Here is an 18,215-nt window from a genome sequence, read left to right as displayed (position 1 = left end):
AGAGCGGCATGGCAAGGGTCGAGAAGCCGGGCTTCTGCACGCTATGCCGCTCCCGCTGCGGCACGATCAACGTGGTGGAGGACGGGCGGCTCGTCGCCGTCCGGCCGAACCCGGCCCATCCGACCGGCAAGGCCATGTGCGCCAAGGGGCGCGCCGCGCCCGAAATCGCCCATTCCGCCCGGCGGCTGACGACGCCGCTGCGCCGCACCGTGCCCAAGGGGGCGCCCGACCCCGGCTTCGTGCCCATCTCCTGGGAGGAGGCGCTCGGCGAGATCGCCGGGAAGCTGGGGCGTTATCGCGAGGAGAGCGGGCCCGAATCGGTCGCCTTCGCCATCACCTCCGGCTCCTCCTCCTCCATCTCCGACAGCCTGGACTGGATCCAGCGCTTCGTGCGCGGCTTCGGCAGCCCCAACACGGTCTTCTCCACCGAGATCTGCAACTGGCACAAGGACAACGCCCACGCCTTCACCTTCGGCTGCGGCCTGCCCGTAGCCGACTACCGCCATTCGGACCTCATCCTCCTGTGGGGCCACAACCCGGCCAATGTCTGGCTGGCGCAGGCCGAGGCCATCGGCGCGGGCCGGGCGAAGGGGGCAAGGCTCGCCGTGATAGACCCGCGCAAAGCGGGCTCGGCGCGCGATGCCGATCTGTGGCTGCGCGTGCGCCCCGGCACGGACGGGGCGCTGGCGCTGGGGCTGGCCCGCTGGCTGATCGCGCATGGGGCCTATGACCGCGACTTCGTGCGGCACTGGACCAACGCGCCGCTTCTGGTGCGCGAGGATGACGGGCGTTTCCTGCGGCCGCGCGACATCGGCCTGGAAGGCGAGGGCTTCCTCGTGTGGGACGAGGGGGCCGGACGCGCGGCGGGCGCCGGCGCCGGGCTTGCCGCCGCCGCGCTGGAAGGGCGCTTCGAGGTGGCGGCGCCCGGCGGCCCGATCCCCTGCCGCACCGCCTTCGACCATTACCGCGCGGCCACCGATGCCTACGACCCCGCCACAGTGGAGCGCATCACCGGCATCGCCGCCGCGCAGGTGGAGGAGCTGGCGCGGGCGATCGCGGGGGCGAAATCGGTCAGCTATCATGGCTGGACCGGCGTCGGGCAGCACACCAACGCGGCGCAGACCGAGCGCGCCATCGCCACGCTCTATGCGCTGACCGGCCATTTCGACGCGCCCGGCGGCAATGTGCGCATGCCCGCCCTGCCGGCGCCCGCGTTGCATTCCATGGCGATGATCCCGGAGGAGACGCGGCGGCGCGCGCTGGGCCTTGCCGAGCGCCCCATCGGACCGCCGGCGGACGGCTGGATCACCTCGAGCGACTTCTACGACGCGGCGCTGACCGGCAGTCCCTATCGGGTGCGCGCCCTCATCGCCTTCGGCTCCAACCTCCTCGTCTCCCATCCCGCCCCGGAGCGAGGGCGAGAGGCGTTGAAGGCGCTCGACTTCCAGGTGCATTGCGACCTTTTCCTCAACCCCACGGCCGAGATGGCCGACATCGTCCTGCCCGTTTCCAGCCCCTGGGAGAACGAGGCGCTGCGGCTCGGCTTCGAGATATCGCCCGAGGCGCAGGAGACCGTGCAGCTTCGCCCGCGCATGATCGAGCCGCGCGGGCAGGCGCGGTCGGACATGTGGATCGTCTTCCAGCTTGCCACGCGGCTGGGCATGGGCGAGCTGTTCTTCGGCGGCGACATGGAGAAGGGCCTTGCCCATCTGCTCGAACCGCTCGGGCTCGATCCTGCCACCCTGCGCCGGAGCCCGCAGGGCGTGCGCGTGCCCCTTGCCCACGCCTATCGCAAATATCGGGAGGCGGGGTTCGCCACGCAGACCGGCAAGGCGGAGCTCTACTCGGAGCTGCTCCACCGCCACGGCTACCCGGCCGTGCCCCAATTCGTGCCGCCCGCCGAGGCGCAAGACCAGCGCTTCCCCCTGCGGCTCTTCTCCTTCAACAGCGGCTATTTCTGCCACAGCCAGCATCGCGGCATCACCGCCCTGCGCCGGCGCCGGGAGGAGCCGACGGCCGGGATCCACCCCGAGCTTGCCCGGCGCAAGGGCATCGCGCCGGGCGACTGGATCCTCCTCAAAAGCCGCGTGGGCGAGGTGCGCATGAAGGCGGAGCTGGACGAGACGCTGGCCGAGGACGTGGTGGCGAGCGACTATGGCTGGTGGCAGGGCGCGCCGGATCTCGGCCTGCCCGGCTACAGGCCGCAGGGGCCGCTCGGCTCCAGCTTCAACGCGCTGATATCGGAGCGCGAGCGCGACCCGCTCAGCGGCTCCCTGCCGCTGCGCTCCTTCACCTGCGACGTGGAGCGGCTGGAGGCGGCGGGCTGGGCGGGCTGGCGTGCCTTCACCGTGGCGGCCCGGCAGGCGGAGGGGGCCGATGTCGTCGCTCTCACCCTCGCGCCGGCCGACGGCGGGCCGCTGCCTCGTTTCCGGCCGGGGCAATATGTTTCACTGCGCCTTTCGGGCGCGGTTCGCTCCTATTCGCTCACCGGCCCGGCTCTCGCCGCGCCGGCGAGCTACACCATCGCCGTGCGCCGGATCGAGGGCGGGCTCGTCTCCGGCCTCATCGGGCGCGAGCTGGAGGTGGGGGCGAGCGTGGACCTTCAGGCGCCCAGGGGCGGGTTCGTGCTGCCGGTGGAGAACGAGTTCCCGCTGGTGCTGATCGCCGGCGGCATCGGCATCACGCCCTTCCTCTCCTATCTGGAGACGTTGCGCGGAGTGCCGGGCGAGCCCGAGGTGACGCTGCATTACGGCTGCCGCGACGCCGCGCACCAGCCCTATCGCGAGCGCCTGGAGAGCCTGAGCCGGCGCCTGCCCAACCTGACCCTCGTCACGCATCTGAGCCGCCCGAACCCGGGTGAGCGCTGCGACCGGCGGGGCCGCTTCACGGTGCGGGACATCGACCCGGCCCTTCTGGCGCGTCGGGCGCGCTTCTACATCTGCGCCTCCGACGAGATGATGGGCGAGGTCCGGCAGGGGCTGGCGGGGCTGGGCGTGCCCGCCTTCGAGGTCTTCGCCGAGCGCTTCCGCTCGCCGCCGCCGCCCGCGCTCGGCGATCTCGCCCCGCGCCGCATCGTCTTCGCCCGCTCGGGGCGCACGGTGGAATGGCGCCCGGACGCGGTGCCGGCGGGCATCCTGTCGGTGGCCGAGCGGGCGGGCCTTGCCCTTCCCAGCGGCTGCCGTGTGGGCCAGTGCGAGAGTTGTGCGGTGCCCATCAGGGAGGGGCTGGTGCAGCATCTGGTGGAATGCGACGACCTGGAGGCGGGCCAGTGCCTCACCTGCCAGGCGGTGCCGCTCACCGATCTCGTTCTCGACGCCTGAACGATCGGCCAATCCATGAAACCCAGGAAGGGAAAGACGAGCATGTCCTTGTCGGCGCAATCTCACGGCCTTTGGGCCCGCACCGCCCCGCCGGCCCCCGCCCTCGACGCGTTGGCGGGCGAGGCGAGCGCGGATGTCGCGATCATCGGGGCCGGCTATACGGGCCTGTCAGCCGCGCTGCATCTGGCCGAGGGCGGCGCGCGGGTGGTGGTGCTGGAGGCCGAGGAGCCCGGCTTCGGCGGCTCGGGCCGCAATGTGGGCCTCGTCAATGCCGGCATGTGGGTCATGCCGGACGACCTGCCGGGCGTGTTGGGAAGCGAGCATGGCGAGCGGCTGCTCCGGTGCCTGGGCAACGCCCCCTCGCTGGTCTTCGAGCTGATCGAGAAACATGCCATCGCCTGCGAGCCGGTGCGGGCCGGCACGCTGCATTGCGCGGTGGGGGAGGAGGGGCTGGCCGAGCTTGCCCTGCGCGAGCGGCAATGGCGCAGCCGGGGCGCCGATGTGCGTCTGCTCGACGCGCGCCAGACCGAGGAGAAGGTCGGTAGCGCCGCCTATCCCGGCTCGCTCCTCGACATGCGGGCCGGCACGATCCAGCCGCTGGCCTATGCGCGCGGGCTCGCCGCCGCTGCCATCGCCGCCGGCGCGGCCATCCACGACCGCAGCCCGGTCCTCTCCGCCGAGGATACGGGCGCGGGCTGGCGGCTGCGCACGCCCTCGGGCTCGCTCACCGCCAAATGGGTGGTGGTGGCGGGCAACGCCTATGTGCACGGCCCCTGGTCGCAGGCCCGGCGGCAACTGGTGCAGCTTCCCTATTTCAACCTCGCCACCGCGCCGCTGCCCGAGGATGTTCGCGCCGGCATCCTGCCCGAGCGGCAGGGCGCCTGGGACACGCGCGCCGTCCTCTCCTCCTTCCGCATGGACGCGGCGGGACGGCTGGTCTTCGGCAGCGTCGGCGCGCTGCGGGCCGGGGGCGCACGGGTTCACGCGGCCTGGGCCAAGCGCGCGCTCAAGCGCCTCTTCCCGCAATTGCCGCCGGCCGAGTTCGAGACGGGGTGGTACGGCATGATCGGCATGACGGCCGACAACCTGCCGCGCTTCCACCGGTTCGGCCGCAACGTGATCGGCTTCTGCGGCTATAACGGCCGGGGCATCGGCACGGGCACCGCCTTCGGGAAGATCCTGTCGGGCCTCGTGCTGGGCGAGGCGGACACGGTTCTTCCCCTGCCCGAGAGCGCCGTGGCGCCGCGCCGCTTCAGCCGCCCGCTCAGCGCCTTCTACGAGGCGGGCGCGCAGGCCACGCACCTCACCTCCGACCGGTTCTGAGCAAGGGGCGGGGACGGGCGCGGCACCGTCAGGCGGCGTGCGCAGCCTCGAACTCCAGCCGCATGGTCGTGCCCCCCTCGTTCAGGTAGAGGATCGAGCCGCCGAGCTGGGCGGCCAGGCTCCTGACGATCCTCTGGCCGAGCGAGGCGGATGACACGCCGGCCTGCGGATCGAAGCCCACCCCGTCATCGGCGATGTCGAGCTGGAAGCGGCCCTGGGCGAGGGGGCGCAGCGTGATACGGATATGGCCGCCCTCGCGCCCGGGGAAGGCGTGCTTGAGGGCGTTGGTCAGCCCCTCCACCACGATCAGCGACAGGGAGGTGAGCGTCCTGAGGTCGAAGCGCAGGCCGCACGCCTCCACCCGGCAGGTGACGGCGCCCTGGCCGGCGGCGCTCAGCACATCCTCGCACAGGGCCTGGAGATAGCCGTCGAAGGGCTGGTCGACCGTGTCGGGGTCGTAGAGCCGGCGGTGGACGCGCCCGATCGTGTCGAGCCGCGCGCGGGCCTCGTCGAAGGCGGCTGCGGCGCTTGCCGGGTCGGCCGCGACCCTGCGCTTCTGGAGCCCTAGCAGGCTGGAGACGAACTGCATGTTGTTGGCGACGCGGTGCTGAAGCTCCTGGAACATCACCCGCTGCTGGTCGTAGAGCGCGCGCGTGACGCCGCGCTCGGCGGCCAGCCGCTCCACCGCGCGGTGCATGACGTGGATCAGGAGGATGTCGACGGCCACGATGCAGGCATAGAAGGCGAGCGCGATGGTGACGGCGGAATCGACCGCGAAGGTTTCGACGGGCGGGATGAACCAGTACCAGGCCGCCAGCCCCGAGGCGAGGGCGCAGGCGAGGCCCGGCCAAAGCCCGCCGAAGAACGCGGTGAGGATGACGGCGGGGAAGAAGGTGAGGTAGGGAAAGCCGGGCGGGAGCTGGTGGTCGACCAGGAAGCGCACGGCGACCGCCACGAGGAACGCGGCCAGCGACAGCCCCCAGGCCAGAAGCGCCCTGTGGCGAATATACTCGGCTGCCGCAAACAAGGCTCGATCCGGTCTCTCTCATCTGATGCGCCCGGCGCAACGGCCCGCTGCAACGCGGCGGCGTTGCCTCTAGCACCGTTTCGGCGCGGGCGGGGCGCAATCGAGAGGCGCCTAAGCGTTAAAAGGGGCATGGACGGCGGTGGAGGCGAAGGAGGGAGGACCTGCTCAAGACGCTTTCGGCCGTGAGCGCGAGACTTAATCCCCCGTTTGGCCGTGCGGTGCCGCGACGGGCTTTGACTCGGGGGATTCACGCTGGCGCAGATAGATCGAGAGAACGACGAGAAGGGCGGTGGAGAGGAATTCGCTCTGCCAGTTCTGGAACGACTCGAACCAGAGCTGCGGGTCGAGAAGGTAGCCGAGTATCGTGACGGGCCCCTCGCCATGTTCAAGCGCGTCCTGAGAGGCGACGCGCGCGCTTTGCGTCCAATGAATGACAAAGGAAATCGCGAACAGGAGGCCGAGCACCATGCCGAGCGAACGCGCATAGAAGGCGCGCCACAAAGGCCCCCATCGCAGGATGGCCGGCGCGCCGGGCGCATGCGCCTGTGCTGCGAGGTCGGCATCCCTGGGAGGCGCGTCGGGATCCTTCGATTCGGAGGAGCCGCGCTGGAACAGGACGGCCGTGAGCATGACATAGGCCGACATCTGCAGGAACTCGCTCTCCCAGTTCTCGAACACGGGAGAAAGAAATTCAGGGCTGATGGTGTAGGCGGCCAGCGAGAGCATCGGTTGCCCATGCCTTGCCGCATCCTCCAGCGCCACACGCCAGCCCGTGAGCCATTGTCCCAGGATGCTGCCGGCGAAGAGCAGCATGAGGACGAGCGTCAGGCCGTTGTCTTTCAGGAAACGTCGCACCGGCTGCCCTCCCGAGATTTCCGAGATCCTGGCAGGCAACGTTTCGCACGCGGGCCCGCTCCCGACCGCGCCAAGAAAACCGAGGATGCCGGCTTTTCAATCGAGCGTTCCCTTGTGGGAACGGCAGGATTGCTTCTATTGACCCCTTTACGCAAAATCCGATGAACTTGTGGGGAGAGCGATGGCGGCAATCGACCGCGACAGGCGCATCAGCACGGTAGAAGACCTTGAGGCGCTGTACGGGGCTGTCGCTTCGCCTTCCGTCATGAAGGAAGTGGATCACATCCACCCGATCTATCGCCCCTTTATCGAAGCCGCACCTTTCGCCGTTCTGGCAACGGCGGGATCAAAAGGTCTCGACGCGACACCACGCGGCGACCCGGCGGGCTTTATCCATATCGAGGACGAAAAAACGCTGATCCTGCCCGATCGGCGTGGGAACAACCGCATCGATAGCCTGCGCAACATCATCAGCGATCCGCGCGTGGCGTTGTTGTTCATGGTGCCTGGTATCGGAGAGACATTGCGGGTTAACGGCACCGCGGAGATACTGGCGGGGGCCGACCATCTCGCGCGTTTCGCAGTGGCCGGACAAGCACCGAAAACGATTCTCCGCGTCACCGTGAGCAGCGTCTTCTTCCAATGCAGCCGGGCGGTGATCCGCGCCGGACTATGGAAACAAGATAACCAGGTTGCGCGAGACACGCTTCCCAGCGCAGGGGCTATCTTGCGTACGCTGTCTCAGGACGAGATTGATGGGGACGCTTATGATCGTGCATTGCCCCGGCGCCTCGCTGATACCCTTTACTAACGCAACGTGATCGTTTGTCTGAAAGCCAACGGCAGCTTGCCAATGGCACCTTACTGCTAACACGCGCCTGAAGCAGACCGTCCCCTTCCCACCCCTCCAAGCCGCTCCATCGCCCATCGCCCTATCGCGGATGGGCGCGGATGACGGTGAGGAAGGCTTCGCCGTAGCGTTCCAGCTTGGACTGGCCGACGCCCGAGATGCCGAGCAGGGCCTGGGGGCTCGTCGGGCGCTGGGTGGCGAAGGCGAGGAGGGTGGTGTCGGGGAAGACGACATAGGGCGGGACCGACAGTTCCCGGGCGATGGCCATGCGGGCGGTGCGCAGGGCTTCGAACAGGGCCGCGTCGGCCTCGTCCAGCGCGGACTTCGCGCCCGAGGCGGGGGAGGCGCGGCGGGCGGCCTTGCCGGCCGTGGGCCGGTCCTTGCGCAGGCGCACCTCCCGCTCGCGCCGGAAGACGGCGCGCGCCTCCGGCTCCAGCTTCAGCGCGCCGAAGGCATCGTGATCGACCCGCACGAGGCCGGCGGCCAGGAGCTGGCGGTAGATGGACTGCCATGTGCGGGCCGGCATGTCCCTGCCCGCGCCGAAGACCGGCATGTCGGCATGGCCGAAGCGGGCGGTCTTCTCGTTCTCGGTCCCCGTCAGGACATCCACGAGGTGGCCGGTGCCGAAGCGCTCGCCCGTGCGGTAGACGGCGGCCAGCGCCTTGATGGCGGCCTCGGTTCCGTCGAAGGTCTCCACCGGTTTCAGGCAGGTGTCGCAATGGCCGCACGTGCCCGGATGGGCCTCGCCGAAATGGGCCAGGATCGCCTGCCGGCGGCAGCCCGGCGTCTCGCAGATGGCCAGCAGCGCGTTGAGCTTGGCGCGCTCCACACGCTTGACCTCGTCGGCCGAATGGCCGCCGTCGATCATGCGGCCGCGCTGGATGACGTCGGCCATGCCGTAGGCCATCCAGGCCTCTGAGGGCAGCCCGTCGCGCCCGGCGCGGCCGGTTTCCTGGTAATAGGCCTCCACCGAGCCGGGCAGGTCGAGATGGGCGACATAGCGCACATTGGGCTTGTCGATGCCCATGCCGAAGGCCACCGTAGCCACGAGGCACAGATCCTCCTCCTTCAGGAAGGCGTCCTGATGGGCATCGCGCATCTCGCGCTCCATGCCGGCATGGTAGGCCAGCGCGCGCACGCCTTGCGCGTTCAGCCAGGCGGCCGTCTCCTCCACCTTGGCGCGCGACAGGCAGTAGACGATGCCGCTCGACCCCTTGTGGCGGGAGAGGAAGCGCAGGAGCTGCTGGCGCGGCTGGTCCCGCTCCACGATCTCATAGGCGATGTTCGGCCGGTCGAAGGAGGTGGTGAAGACAGCGGCCTCGTCCAGGCCGAGCCTTTCGATGATGTCGTCGCGCGTGTGCGGGTCGGCCGTGGCCGTCAGCGCCATGCGCGGCACGCCGGGGTAAAGCGCCCCGAGCTGGCCCAGCTCGCGATATTCGGGCCGGAAATCATGGCCCCATTGGGAGACGCAATGGGCCTCGTCTATGGCGAAGAGGGCGATGCGCGCCTCGCCCATCATCTCCCGGAAGGCGGGCGTGACGATGCGCTCGGGCGTGACGTAGAGAAGATCGAGTTCGCCACGTGCGATGGCGCGGCGCACGTCGAGAAACTCCTCGCGCGTCAGCGAGGAGTTGAGCGCGGCGGCGCTGACGCCGAGCTGCTGGAGCGCCTGCACCTGGTCGCGCATCAGCGCGATCAGCGGCGAGACGACGACGCCCACCCCCTCGCGGGCGAGCGCGGGGATCTGGAAGCACAGCGACTTGCCGGCGCCGGTGGGGAACAGGACGACCGCATCGCCCCCCGCCACGACCTGCCGGACGACGTCGGCCTGCCGGCCCCGGAAGGCGTCGTAGCCATAGACGCGCTTCAGGATGGCGAGCGGATCGCGCGAGGCGCCCTCGCTCATGGGGGCGATGCGGTCCTGAGGTTGCGGCATGAATCGGCTCCCGTCACCAAGGGCCGCCTTATGGCACGGCCCCGCCGCGCGCGACACCGGCCGGATGGATCAGCCGGCGCGCTTCAGCTTCGCATGGGCCTCGGCCATCCGTGCGGCGAGGGCGGCGTTGTTCTTCACGAGCGCGATGTTGGCGGCGAGGCTGCGCCCCTGCGACAATTCGTTGATGCGCTGGAGCAGGAAGGGCGTCACCTCCTTGCGCGAGATGCCGCGCGCCTCGGCCTCGCGCACCGCATCGGCGATGGTGGCGTCGATGAAGTCGGGCGAGAGCGCGTCCGCCTCCGGGATGGGGTTGGCGATCAGGATGCCGGTGCCCGAGCCGAGGCTGGCATGGGCGATCATCAGGCGGGCGATCTCCTCTGGCGAGGAGAGGCTGTGGTCGGCCTTCAGCCCGCTCGAGCGGGTGAAGAAGGCGGGGAAATCCTCGCTGCCATAGGCGACGACCGGCACGCGCTGCGTCTCGATATATTCCAGCGTCTTGGGGATATCGAGGATGGACTTGACCCCCGCGCAGACCACCGTCGTGCCGGTCTGGCCGAGCTCGGTCAGGTCGGCCGAGACGTCGAAGGTCTCGCCCGCGCCGCGATGGACGCCGCCGACGCCCCCGGTGGCGAAGATGTCGATGCCCGCGAGCGCGGCGATGCGCATCGTCGCAGAGACGGTGGTTCCGGCCGTGCCGCGCCGGACCATGAGGGCGGCCAGGTCGCGGCCGGAGGCCTTGGCCACCCCTTGCGCGCGCGCCAGCCGCTCGAGCCGGGCATCGTCGAGGCCGACATGGATGTCGCCGTCGATGAGCGCGATGGTGGCCGGCACCGCGCCGTTCGCGCGCACCACGTCCTCCACCGCCCGCGCCGTCTCCAGATTGGCGGGGAAGGGCATGCCGTGGGTGATGATGGTCGATTCCAGCGCGACCAGGGGATCGCCGGCGGCAAGGGCCTCGGCGACGGCGGGGCTGAAGGTGAATTGAAGCTTTGTCATGTGGTTCCTCAGGCGGGGATACGGTGCCTGCCGGCGGCGAGGAGGCGCTGCGACAGATCGGGATGGACGCTGGAATCGCTTTCGGTGGTGAGCGTGGCCAGGAGCGCGCCGGTCCGGGTGGCGGCCGGGGTCTCCTCGCCCTGCAGGATCTGGTAGAGCGTGCCGGCGATCATCGCGTCGCCCGCGCCGGTGATGTCCACCGGATGGGCCGGGACCGGGCGCATCAGGGCCGCGCCCGCCCGCGAGGCGACGGCGTAGCCGCCCGCCCCCAGGGTGACCACCGCCTCGCGCGCGCCGCGCCCCACCAGCGCCGAGGCCGCCTCGCACGGCTCGAGCGGCTCACGCGGCGCCCGTTCGCCCCCGGCGGCCAGAAGCGCGTTCGCCTCGTCGTGATTGGTGAAGAGAAGGTCGATGCCCGACAGGTCCGCCGGCAGGCGCAGGGCCTTGGGCGAGGAGACCGTGTCCACCGCCAGCTTGTAGCGCGCCGCCGCCTTGCGCGAGATCAGCGCCTCGATGACCGCGGCGGGCATGTTGCAGTCGCAGAACACCCAGCTCGCCGAGGCCAGATGCGGCCAGGCCCGGTCGAGCCAGGCGGGCTGGAAGAGGTTGAAGATCTCCATGTCCGCGATGCCGAGCACGAGATCGTTGCCCGGGCCGAGGATGGCGGCGTATTCGGCGGTGGGGCGCTCGGCGGTGGTGACGACATGGCTGACATCGGCGCCCAGGTCGCGCAGATGGCGGGTGAGCGCGCGCCCCGTCTCGTCGTCGCCCACGATGGAGACGAAGCCGACATCCACGCCCAGCCGCGCCAGGTTCTCGGCCACGTTGCGCGCCACGCCGCCAAAGCTGCGGTGGCCGTCCACCGGGTTGGAGGTCTCGAAGATCAGCGGCTCGCGGGCATGGTACTTGCGGTCGAGCACCGCCCCGCCGATGCAGATGGCGCGCCGGGCGGCGGGCAGCACGTAGCCCCGGCCCAGGATGTAGCCCTTGTTGACGAGCTGGACGACATGCGCCGCGACCGTCGAACGCGCCAGACCCAGAGCGCTCGCAATCTCCTGCTGCCCCGCAAACGGATTGGCCGAGATCAGAGCCAGTACCGCACGCTCCTGCGCTCCAAGATCGTCCATGATGGGTCCGGCCTCGACTCCGATGGTTCGGGCCGGACTATTCTAAACATAAGTCGATCCTGTCAACTGCTGTTTATGTGCCTTACCCCGTGATGCGCAGGGTGAGATCGGCGATGATGACGGAGCCGATATAGGTGCCGAACATCACGCAGATCGCGACGATGACGATCTTCCAGCCCGAATGGCGCGCGATGGAGAACTCCTTCTGCGTCAGGGCAAGGCCGCCATAGGCGAGGGCGGGAGTGGCCAGCGCCAGGAAGTTGAGCTGCCCGACCGCCTCGGTGATGAAGGCCGCCCCCGGCATTCCGGGGATGGTGATGAGGATCGCGATGAGCGAGACCCAGGCCACCGCCGGCAGGCGCAGGGGCACGATCGCGGCCAGCAGGAGGCCGGCCAGCGAGGCGGCGAAGAGGATCGCCATGCCGGGCAGCGCCGCGAGCGGCGCGGTTCCGGTGGCCGCCCAGTTGGCCGCGAGGCCGATGAGGCAGGCGACGAGGAGCATCGCGGTCTTCTCGACCAGGCCGATGGACGTGTCGTCCTCGTCCTTGACGATCTCGGAGAGCTGGACGTGGGCGGAGGGGCGGTTCATCGACGGTCTCCTCCGGCGGCGGGGCGGGCGTCCGCCGGGCGGCTGACGCGGTAGAGCCATTCGGTCAGGGGCAGGGCGACGAAGATGCCGACATAGAGCCCGGTGGCGTAGGTGAGGATGTTGCTGGCCGCCGCCAGCGCCAGGATGAGCTGCTCCTGGTCCGGCACCACGGCCACGAGGCTGCCGGTGCAGGCCGCCAGCATGGAGCCCGAGCCGACGCCGCAGGACATGGCCAGCGCGCGCACGTCGAACCAGCCGAGCGCGTGGATCAGCGGCGGCATGATGGCGAAGACGAAGGTGCCGATGATGGTGCCGGTGGCGTAGACGCCCATGGCGCCGGCCCCCTCCGGGCTGTTGAGCCCGTATTTCTCCGCGATCAGCGCCAGGTTGGGCTCCCGGTCGATGGAATAGGAGGCGCCGATGGCCTCGCGGCCCATGCCCAGGAGGAAGACGGCCACGGGAAAGGCGACGGCGATGGTGCCCAGATTGCCGATCTCCTGCAGGATCAGCGCCGGCCCCGCCGCGACGATGGCCTCGATCTGGGGGCCGACCGTGGTGCCGAAACGGGCGATGAAGGGCATGATCGCGATGGTGATCATGGAACCCGAAATCTGCACCGAACGGCGGGTGAGGAAGCGCCCGGACGCCCTCCAGATGTTCGGGTTGAGCAGGATGCCGAGCGCGAAGGCGTAGAGGATCGGCAGGAGGATGACCGTGCCGATGCCGATGGGCACCCGCACGAGGCCGATGAGATCGGCGATGACGACGATCAGAAGCGCCGTCAGATGAAGCGCGAGCGCGTCGCGGGAAAGAACCCGGTTCATGCCGCTGGCCCCGTTACGCTGCACAACATGCGAACAACCCCTCGTATCGCCGGCAATTTGCGCAGCCTAACCCCGGGCCCGGCCCGGTGTAGTGGAGGAATGCGCAACTGCGTGTTGCCAGTCCGGCAACCCTTTCTCAAGCCCCGGCGGCGACGAAACGAGACGAGCTTGCCGAAACGCGGGGAGGGCGGCGCGCCTCGTGCGACGCGGCCGGACCGGAGGCGCTTGGGATGGGGGCCGTCATCCCCCGACGTGGCCCCCGGAACGATGGGAGCTACCAGCCGGCGTGGCCCCCCGGGGACGGCCTCAGTCGGCGGAATAGCCGAAGCTCACCGCAGGCTCGGCGGCCGTCTCCACCCACACGCTCTTGACCGCCGTGTAGGCCAGCAGCGCCTCCTTGCCGCTGGAGCGGCCGTAGCCGCTGCGCCCGAAGCCGCCGAAGGGCGACATGACGTTGATGGTCTTGTAGCCGTTGATCCAGAACGTGCCGGCCCGCACCTGCGCGGCCACGCGGTGTGCCCGCCCGACATCGCGCGTCCAGACCGCGCCGGCCAGCCCGTAGGGCGTGCCGTTGGCCAGCGCCACGGCCTCCTCCTCCGTGTCGAAGGGCGTGACCGCCACCACGGGGCCGAAGATCTCGGCCTGCGCGATGCGCGCGGCGGGGTCCACCTCGTCGAGGATGGTGGGGGCGTAGTAATAGCCGCCCGTGGCGGCCAGCTCTTGCGGCTTCTCGCCGCCGGCGGCCAGCCGCGCGCCGGCGGCCAGCCCTTCCTTCACCATTTCGTCGATCTTGGCCCATTGGCGTGCGTTGTTGATCGGGCCGATCTGCGTGGTCTCCAGAAGGGGGGAGCCGACGGGGATCCTGCGCGTGGCGCGGGCGTATTTCTCCACGAACTGCGCATGGATGGAGCGGTGGACCAGGAGCCGCGAGCCGGCAACGCAGCTCTGACCCGCGCCGCCGAAGATGGCCGACTGCGCGCCCAGGATGGCGCGGTCGAGATCGGCATCGGGAAAGACGATGTTGCCGGACTTGCCGCCCAGCTCCAGGATGCAGGGCACGAGGTTGCGCGCCGCCGCCCCCGCGATGGCCGAGCCCGCCCCTTCCGAGCCGACGAAGACGACAAGCGCGGTGCGCGGATGGGTGACGGCGGCATGGCCCGAGGTGCTGCCCTGCCCGGCGATGACGTTGACGAGGCCGCGCGGCGCCCCGGCCTTCTCGCACAGGACGCCGAGGACGAGCGTTGCCAGCGGCGTCAGCTCCGAGGGCTTGATGACGACGCCGTTGCCCGCCGCGATGGCCGGCGCGATCTGCCAGCCGCCGGTGAAGAGCGGCGCGTTCCAGGGCGTGATCTGCGCCACCACGCCCAGCGGCTCGTGGCGGGTGTAGTTCAGGTGCGAGGAGGGGACGGGAATGACCTCGCCATGCAGCTTGTCGCACCAGCCGCCGTAATAGTCGAACATGTCGGCGACGCGCCCCGCCTCGCCGCGCACGTCGCGGATGGGGCGGCCGGCCGAGCGGCATTCGAGCTCGGCGATCGCCTCCGCGTTCTGCCGGATGAGGCGGGCGATCTCGAAGAGGACGCGCCCGCGCGCCGAGGCGCTCATCGCCGCCCACTGCCCTTGCGCGCGCGCGGACGCCTCCATGGCCGCGTCCACCACCTGCGCCCCCGCGTCGCGGAAGCTCGCGAAGGCTTGGCCTGTCGCGGGGTCGGTCAGCGCCAGCATCTCCCCGGCGCCCTCCACGGTTCGCCCGTCCACGAAGCTTGCGACGGTGCGCGAGCCGGTGAAGCCGGAGAGGAGGTCGAGAATGCGCGCGCCGGCATCGGGGTGAAGGGTCAGGTCGGTCATGGCTCGATGAATCCTTTTTCCGGCAAAGCGTCAGCGGCCGGCGGGCTTGAAGGCGCCCATACGGGTGAAGTCGTCCGTGTCGGCCAGCGCCCCGGCGCTCTCCTCCCACAGGCGGGCCGCCTCGGCTGTGAGGGGGAGCTCGACGCCGCTTTCGCGCGCCAGCGCCTCCGCCAGGCGCACGTCCTTCTTCATCAGCCCCATGGAGAAGCCGCTGTCGAAACGGCCGGACATGATCCAGGTGGGGAAATGCACCTCGGAGAGGAAGGTCTTGCCGGAGGCCGCGTTCAAGACGCGCAGCACCGCCTCGGGCTCCACCCCGGCGGCGGCCGCGAGCTTCAGCCCCTCGGCCGTGGTGATCATGTGCGCGGCGACGAGCAGGTTGTTGACGAGCTTGGCGACATTGCCCGCCCCGCTGGGGCCGACATGCAGGATATGGGCGGCCAGCGCCTCGATGACCGGGCGGGCGAGCGCCAGGTCGCCCTCAGCGCCGCCGATCATCATGGCGAGCTTGCCGGCGGCGGCCCCGGCCGGGCCGCCACTGACGGGCGCGTCGAGGAAGCCGTGGCCGGCCGCATCGAGCCGCGCGGCCAGATCGCGGCTGACGCCGGGCTCGGAGGTGGAGGTGTCCACCACGATCACCCGCCCGCCCGCGCGCGAGCCGATGAGCGGCAGATGCGCCTCGACGACCCCGGCCACATCCCGGGCGGTGGGCAGGGAGAAGACGATGAAGCGGGCGGCGGGAAGCGCCTCGGCCAGATCGGCGGCCGGCCGCACGCCGAGCGCGGCGGCGGCTTCCAGCCGGGCCGGCGAGAGGTCGAAGCCTGTGACCGAAAAGCCTTTGGTGGCCAGCGTGCCGGCCATGCCGAGCCCCATGCTGCCGAGGCCCACCATCGCCACGCTGGTCTCGTTCGGGACGCTCATGGGCTTGTCTCCTGAAAGGTTGGCCGGGCGAGGATCGCGCAGCCGGGGACAGGGCGGCAGAGGGCCAGCGCGCAACAGAGCGTTGCGGGCGGCAAAACGCTTGCGGTCCCGGTTCGCGCATGGGCGCTCTTAAGAGCGCAGCGCCACCATCTCCTGCGCGAGGCAGCCGGCCAGCCGCTCCACCGAGGGCGGCAGGCGGCGATGGGCGCGCACGATGAGATGGGCGCTCGCCTCGCTGAGGAGCCTGTCCGTCAGCTCGACCGCGCCCACCGCCCCGCGCGCGACCTCCGTGGAGACAGCGAAGCGCGGCAGGAAGGTGACGCCGAGACCGGAGGCGACGAACTGGCGCAGGGCGTCGATGGAGGGCGTTTCCAGGACGGGCGCCAGGGCCAGCCCGCAATCGGCGGCCACGCGCCCCACGAGCTGGCGCACGCCGTGGCCCTTGGTCATCAGGGCGCAGGGGTCCTTCAGGCATGCGGCCAGGGCGATGTGCGGGCGCCGCAGGGCGGCGTGGCCGGGCGGCGCGATGAGGCACAAGGGCTGCCGGCGGATGGCCAGCGAGCGGATGCGCGTGTCCATGACGGGGTTGTAGACGATGCCGATATCGGCCTCGCCATTGGTGACGGCGTCGATGATGGCCTCGGTGCTGCCCAGCGCCAGCGCGTGGCGGATGGCGGGATGGAGCGCGAGGAAGGCTTTCAGCCCATGGCCGATGTAATCGGCCACGAGCCCCTCGCCGCAGATCACGCGCACGCGCGTCTGCTGCACGCCCTTCAACTGGTCGAGCTGCTCGGCCAGAAGCCCGTGATCCTCCACGACGCGCTTGGCGTGCTCCAGAACGAGACCGCCCGCCTCCGTCAGGATCACGCCGCGCGCCGTGCGCTCGAAGACAGCAAGGCCGAGCCGGTGCTCCAGATCGGCGATCTGCCGGCTGACGGCGGAGGGCGCGACGTTGAGCTGCTCGGCCGCGCCCCGGATCGAGCCGGTGCGCACGACGGTGAGGAAGTGCTTCAGGGCCTTGGCGTCGAGAGTTTCCATCCCGTCCTCACGAGGTCAGCGGCGCGGCGCGACGAACCGGTGGAGCCCGTATTCCATTCCGGCATATCGCGATGAGAAAACATCGCTGACGGCGCGTGGCTCATGCCTTAACATGAGGGGAATTCCAGACAAGGAGCTGCCGCCATGTCCGCCCGCCCGACGCTTTTGTCCCCCGACGCCATCCGCACCCGGTTCTCGCGCGCCATGTCGGATATGTACAAGGCCGAGGTGCCGCAATACGGCACGTTGATGGAGCTGGTGGCCGACGTCAACGAAGAGACGCGCAGGGCCGACTCCCGCCTCGACCGGCGCCTGGTGGAGAACGGGGAGGTGGAGCGGCTGCATCTCGAGCGCCATGGCGCGATCCGGCTCGGCACGGCGGACGAGCTTGCCACCATGCGCCGCCTCTTCGCGGTGATGGGCATGGTGCCCGTGGGCTATTACGACCTTTCGGTGGCCGGGGTGCCGGTGCATTCCACCGCTTTCCGGCCGGTGGAGCCGGAGGCGCTGCGCCGCAACCCCTTCCGCGTCTTCACCTCGCTCCTGCGGCTCGACCTGATCGAGGACGAGGGCCTGCGCGCGGAGGCGGCGGAGATCCTGTCCCGCCGCCGGATCTATACGCCGGGGTGCCTGGCGCTGATCCACACCGCCGAGGTCCAGGGCGGGCTTGGCGAGGAGGAGGCGGACCGCTTCGTGGCCGAGGCGCTGGAGACCTTCCGCTGGCACAGCGCGGCGACCGTTTCGGCCGATGTCTACCGGCGCCTGCGCGGCGCGCATCCGCTGGTGGCGGACGTCGTCTGCTTCAAGGGCCCGCACATCAACCACCTGACGCCGCGCACGCTCGACATCGACACGGTGCAGGCGAGGATGCCCGAGCGCGGCATTTCGCCCAAGGCGGTGATCGAGGGCCCCGCGCCGCGCCGCGTTCCGATCCTTCTGCGCCAGACGAGCTTCCGCGCGTTGCAGGAGCCCATTGCCTTCAAGGGCGCGGACGGAGAGGGCGTGGAGGACGGCACCCATACGGCGCGCTTCGGCGAGATCGAGCAGCGCGGCGCGGCGCTGACGCCCAAGGGCCGCGAGCTCTACGACACGCTGCTGGCGCAGGTGCGCGGAGACGTGCAGGTGAAGGGCGACGGCTCGAACGCCGCCGACTACATGGCCGCGCTCTCGCGCCGCTTCGAGGGGTTCCCGGACGACGAGGAGACCCTGCGCCGCGAGGGCCTGGCCTTCTTCCGCTACACGCCGACCGGCAAGGCCGGCGCGCCGGCGACGGACGATGTCGAGGCGCTTCTGGCGGGTGGCTACCTGAAGGCCGAGCCCATCACCTACGAGGACTTCCTGCCCGTCAGCGCGGCGGGCATCTTCCAGTCGAATCTCGGCGACGAGAGCCAGCAGAACTTCGCCGCCCGCGCCAACCGCGCCGCCTTCGTGCGCGACCTGGGCGCCGACCCGGCCGACGAGATCGCGCTCTATGCGAGGGCCGAGGCGCAGTCCCGCGAGGCGGCCCTCGCGGCGCTGAAGGTCGAGGCCGCCGCCTGAAGGGCAGAGGCGATGGCGATGG

The 18,215-nt window shown here is 70.4% G+C and carries 14 protein-coding genes; 4 read left to right on the top strand and 10 right to left on the bottom strand.

The genetic code is table 11. From position 1 onward, the window contains the following. Window positions 1-8 precede the first annotated feature (8 nt). On the top strand, window positions 9-3,320 hold the full coding sequence (locus J7654_RS01900; RefSeq protein WP_209737719.1) for a molybdopterin-dependent oxidoreductase: 3,312 nt from the start codon (window positions 9-11) through the stop codon (window positions 3,318-3,320). Window positions 3,321-3,362: 42 nt separating this feature from the next. Next, window positions 3,363-4,643 (top strand): NAD(P)/FAD-dependent oxidoreductase, encoded by a 1,281-nt coding sequence (locus J7654_RS01895; RefSeq protein ID WP_209737718.1) that lies wholly within the window; start codon window positions 3,363-3,365, stop codon window positions 4,641-4,643. Between the two features lie 28 nt (window positions 4,644-4,671). On the opposite strand, the gene J7654_RS01890 is transcribed toward J7654_RS01895, so the two are convergent. After that, the gene (locus J7654_RS01890; protein WP_209737715.1) at window positions 4,672-5,670 is read right to left on the bottom strand and encodes a sensor histidine kinase; all 999 of its coding nucleotides are present in this window, start codon (window positions 5,668-5,670) and stop codon (window positions 4,672-4,674) included. Between the two features lie 195 nt (window positions 5,671-5,865). Further along, a complete protein-coding gene (locus J7654_RS01885) occupies window positions 5,866-6,483 on the bottom strand; it encodes a DUF6766 family protein (RefSeq protein WP_209740129.1) in 618 nt (205 codons plus the stop codon). Between the two features lie 223 nt (window positions 6,484-6,706). Between J7654_RS01885 and J7654_RS01880 the strand changes: the two genes are divergently transcribed. Next, window positions 6,707-7,336 carry a pyridoxamine 5'-phosphate oxidase family protein gene (locus tag J7654_RS01880; RefSeq protein WP_209737713.1) on the top strand — a complete coding sequence of 210 codons (630 nt, stop codon included), beginning with the start codon at window positions 6,707-6,709 and terminating at the stop codon, window positions 7,334-7,336. Window positions 7,337-7,457: 121 nt separating this feature from the next. Here the strand turns inward: J7654_RS01880 and recQ are convergent, their stop codons facing one another. The 8 genes from recQ to J7654_RS01840 all read right to left on the bottom strand — a co-directional run bounded on the left by recQ (window position 7,458) and on the right by J7654_RS01840 (window position 16,654). Beyond that, window positions 7,458-9,311, bottom strand: a complete 1,854-nt coding sequence (gene recQ / locus J7654_RS01875; RefSeq protein WP_209737711.1) for a DNA helicase RecQ — start codon at window positions 9,309-9,311, stop codon at window positions 7,458-7,460. A gap of 69 nt (window positions 9,312-9,380) precedes the next feature. After that, window positions 9,381-10,307 (bottom strand): pseudouridine-5'-phosphate glycosidase, encoded by a 927-nt coding sequence (locus J7654_RS01870; protein WP_209737709.1) that lies wholly within the window; start codon window positions 10,305-10,307, stop codon window positions 9,381-9,383. 8 nt (window positions 10,308-10,315) lie between these two features. Beyond that, window positions 10,316-11,434 carry a carbohydrate kinase gene (locus tag J7654_RS01865; RefSeq protein ID WP_209737708.1) on the bottom strand — a complete coding sequence of 373 codons (1,119 nt, stop codon included), beginning with the start codon at window positions 11,432-11,434 and terminating at the stop codon, window positions 10,316-10,318. Between the two features lie 82 nt (window positions 11,435-11,516). Beyond that, window positions 11,517-12,023, bottom strand: a complete 507-nt coding sequence (locus J7654_RS01860; protein ID WP_209737705.1) for a hypothetical protein — start codon at window positions 12,021-12,023, stop codon at window positions 11,517-11,519. Then, window positions 12,020-12,847, bottom strand: coding sequence for a DUF3100 domain-containing protein (locus J7654_RS01855; RefSeq protein WP_209737703.1), 828 nt, complete (start codon window positions 12,845-12,847; stop codon window positions 12,020-12,022). The genes J7654_RS01860 and J7654_RS01855 overlap by 4 nt, the downstream gene beginning before the upstream one ends. 306 nt (window positions 12,848-13,153) lie before the next feature. Beyond that, a complete protein-coding gene (locus tag J7654_RS01850; protein WP_209737701.1) occupies window positions 13,154-14,695 on the bottom strand; it encodes an aldehyde dehydrogenase family protein in 1,542 nt (513 codons plus the stop codon). Window positions 14,696-14,725: 30 nt separating this feature from the next. Continuing rightward, the gene (locus J7654_RS01845; RefSeq protein ID WP_209737699.1) at window positions 14,726-15,616 is read right to left on the bottom strand and encodes an NAD(P)-dependent oxidoreductase; all 891 of its coding nucleotides are present in this window, start codon (window positions 15,614-15,616) and stop codon (window positions 14,726-14,728) included. Between the two features lie 129 nt (window positions 15,617-15,745). Next, window positions 15,746-16,654, bottom strand: coding sequence for a LysR family transcriptional regulator (locus J7654_RS01840; RefSeq protein ID WP_209737697.1), 909 nt, complete (start codon window positions 16,652-16,654; stop codon window positions 15,746-15,748). 144 nt (window positions 16,655-16,798) lie between these two features. Between J7654_RS01840 and hglS the strand changes: the two genes are divergently transcribed. Next, complete coding sequence (hglS, locus tag J7654_RS01835) at window positions 16,799-18,193, top strand: 2-oxoadipate dioxygenase/decarboxylase HglS (protein WP_209737695.1); 1,395 nt, start codon at window positions 16,799-16,801, stop codon at window positions 18,191-18,193. The last annotated feature ends 22 nt before the right edge of the window (window positions 18,194-18,215 follow it).

It is taken from the genome of Aureimonas populi, assembly GCF_017815515.1.
GTDB lineage: Bacteria > Pseudomonadota > Alphaproteobacteria > Rhizobiales > Rhizobiaceae > Aureimonas > Aureimonas populi.
This window is presented reverse-complemented; position numbering and strand designations above follow the sequence as displayed.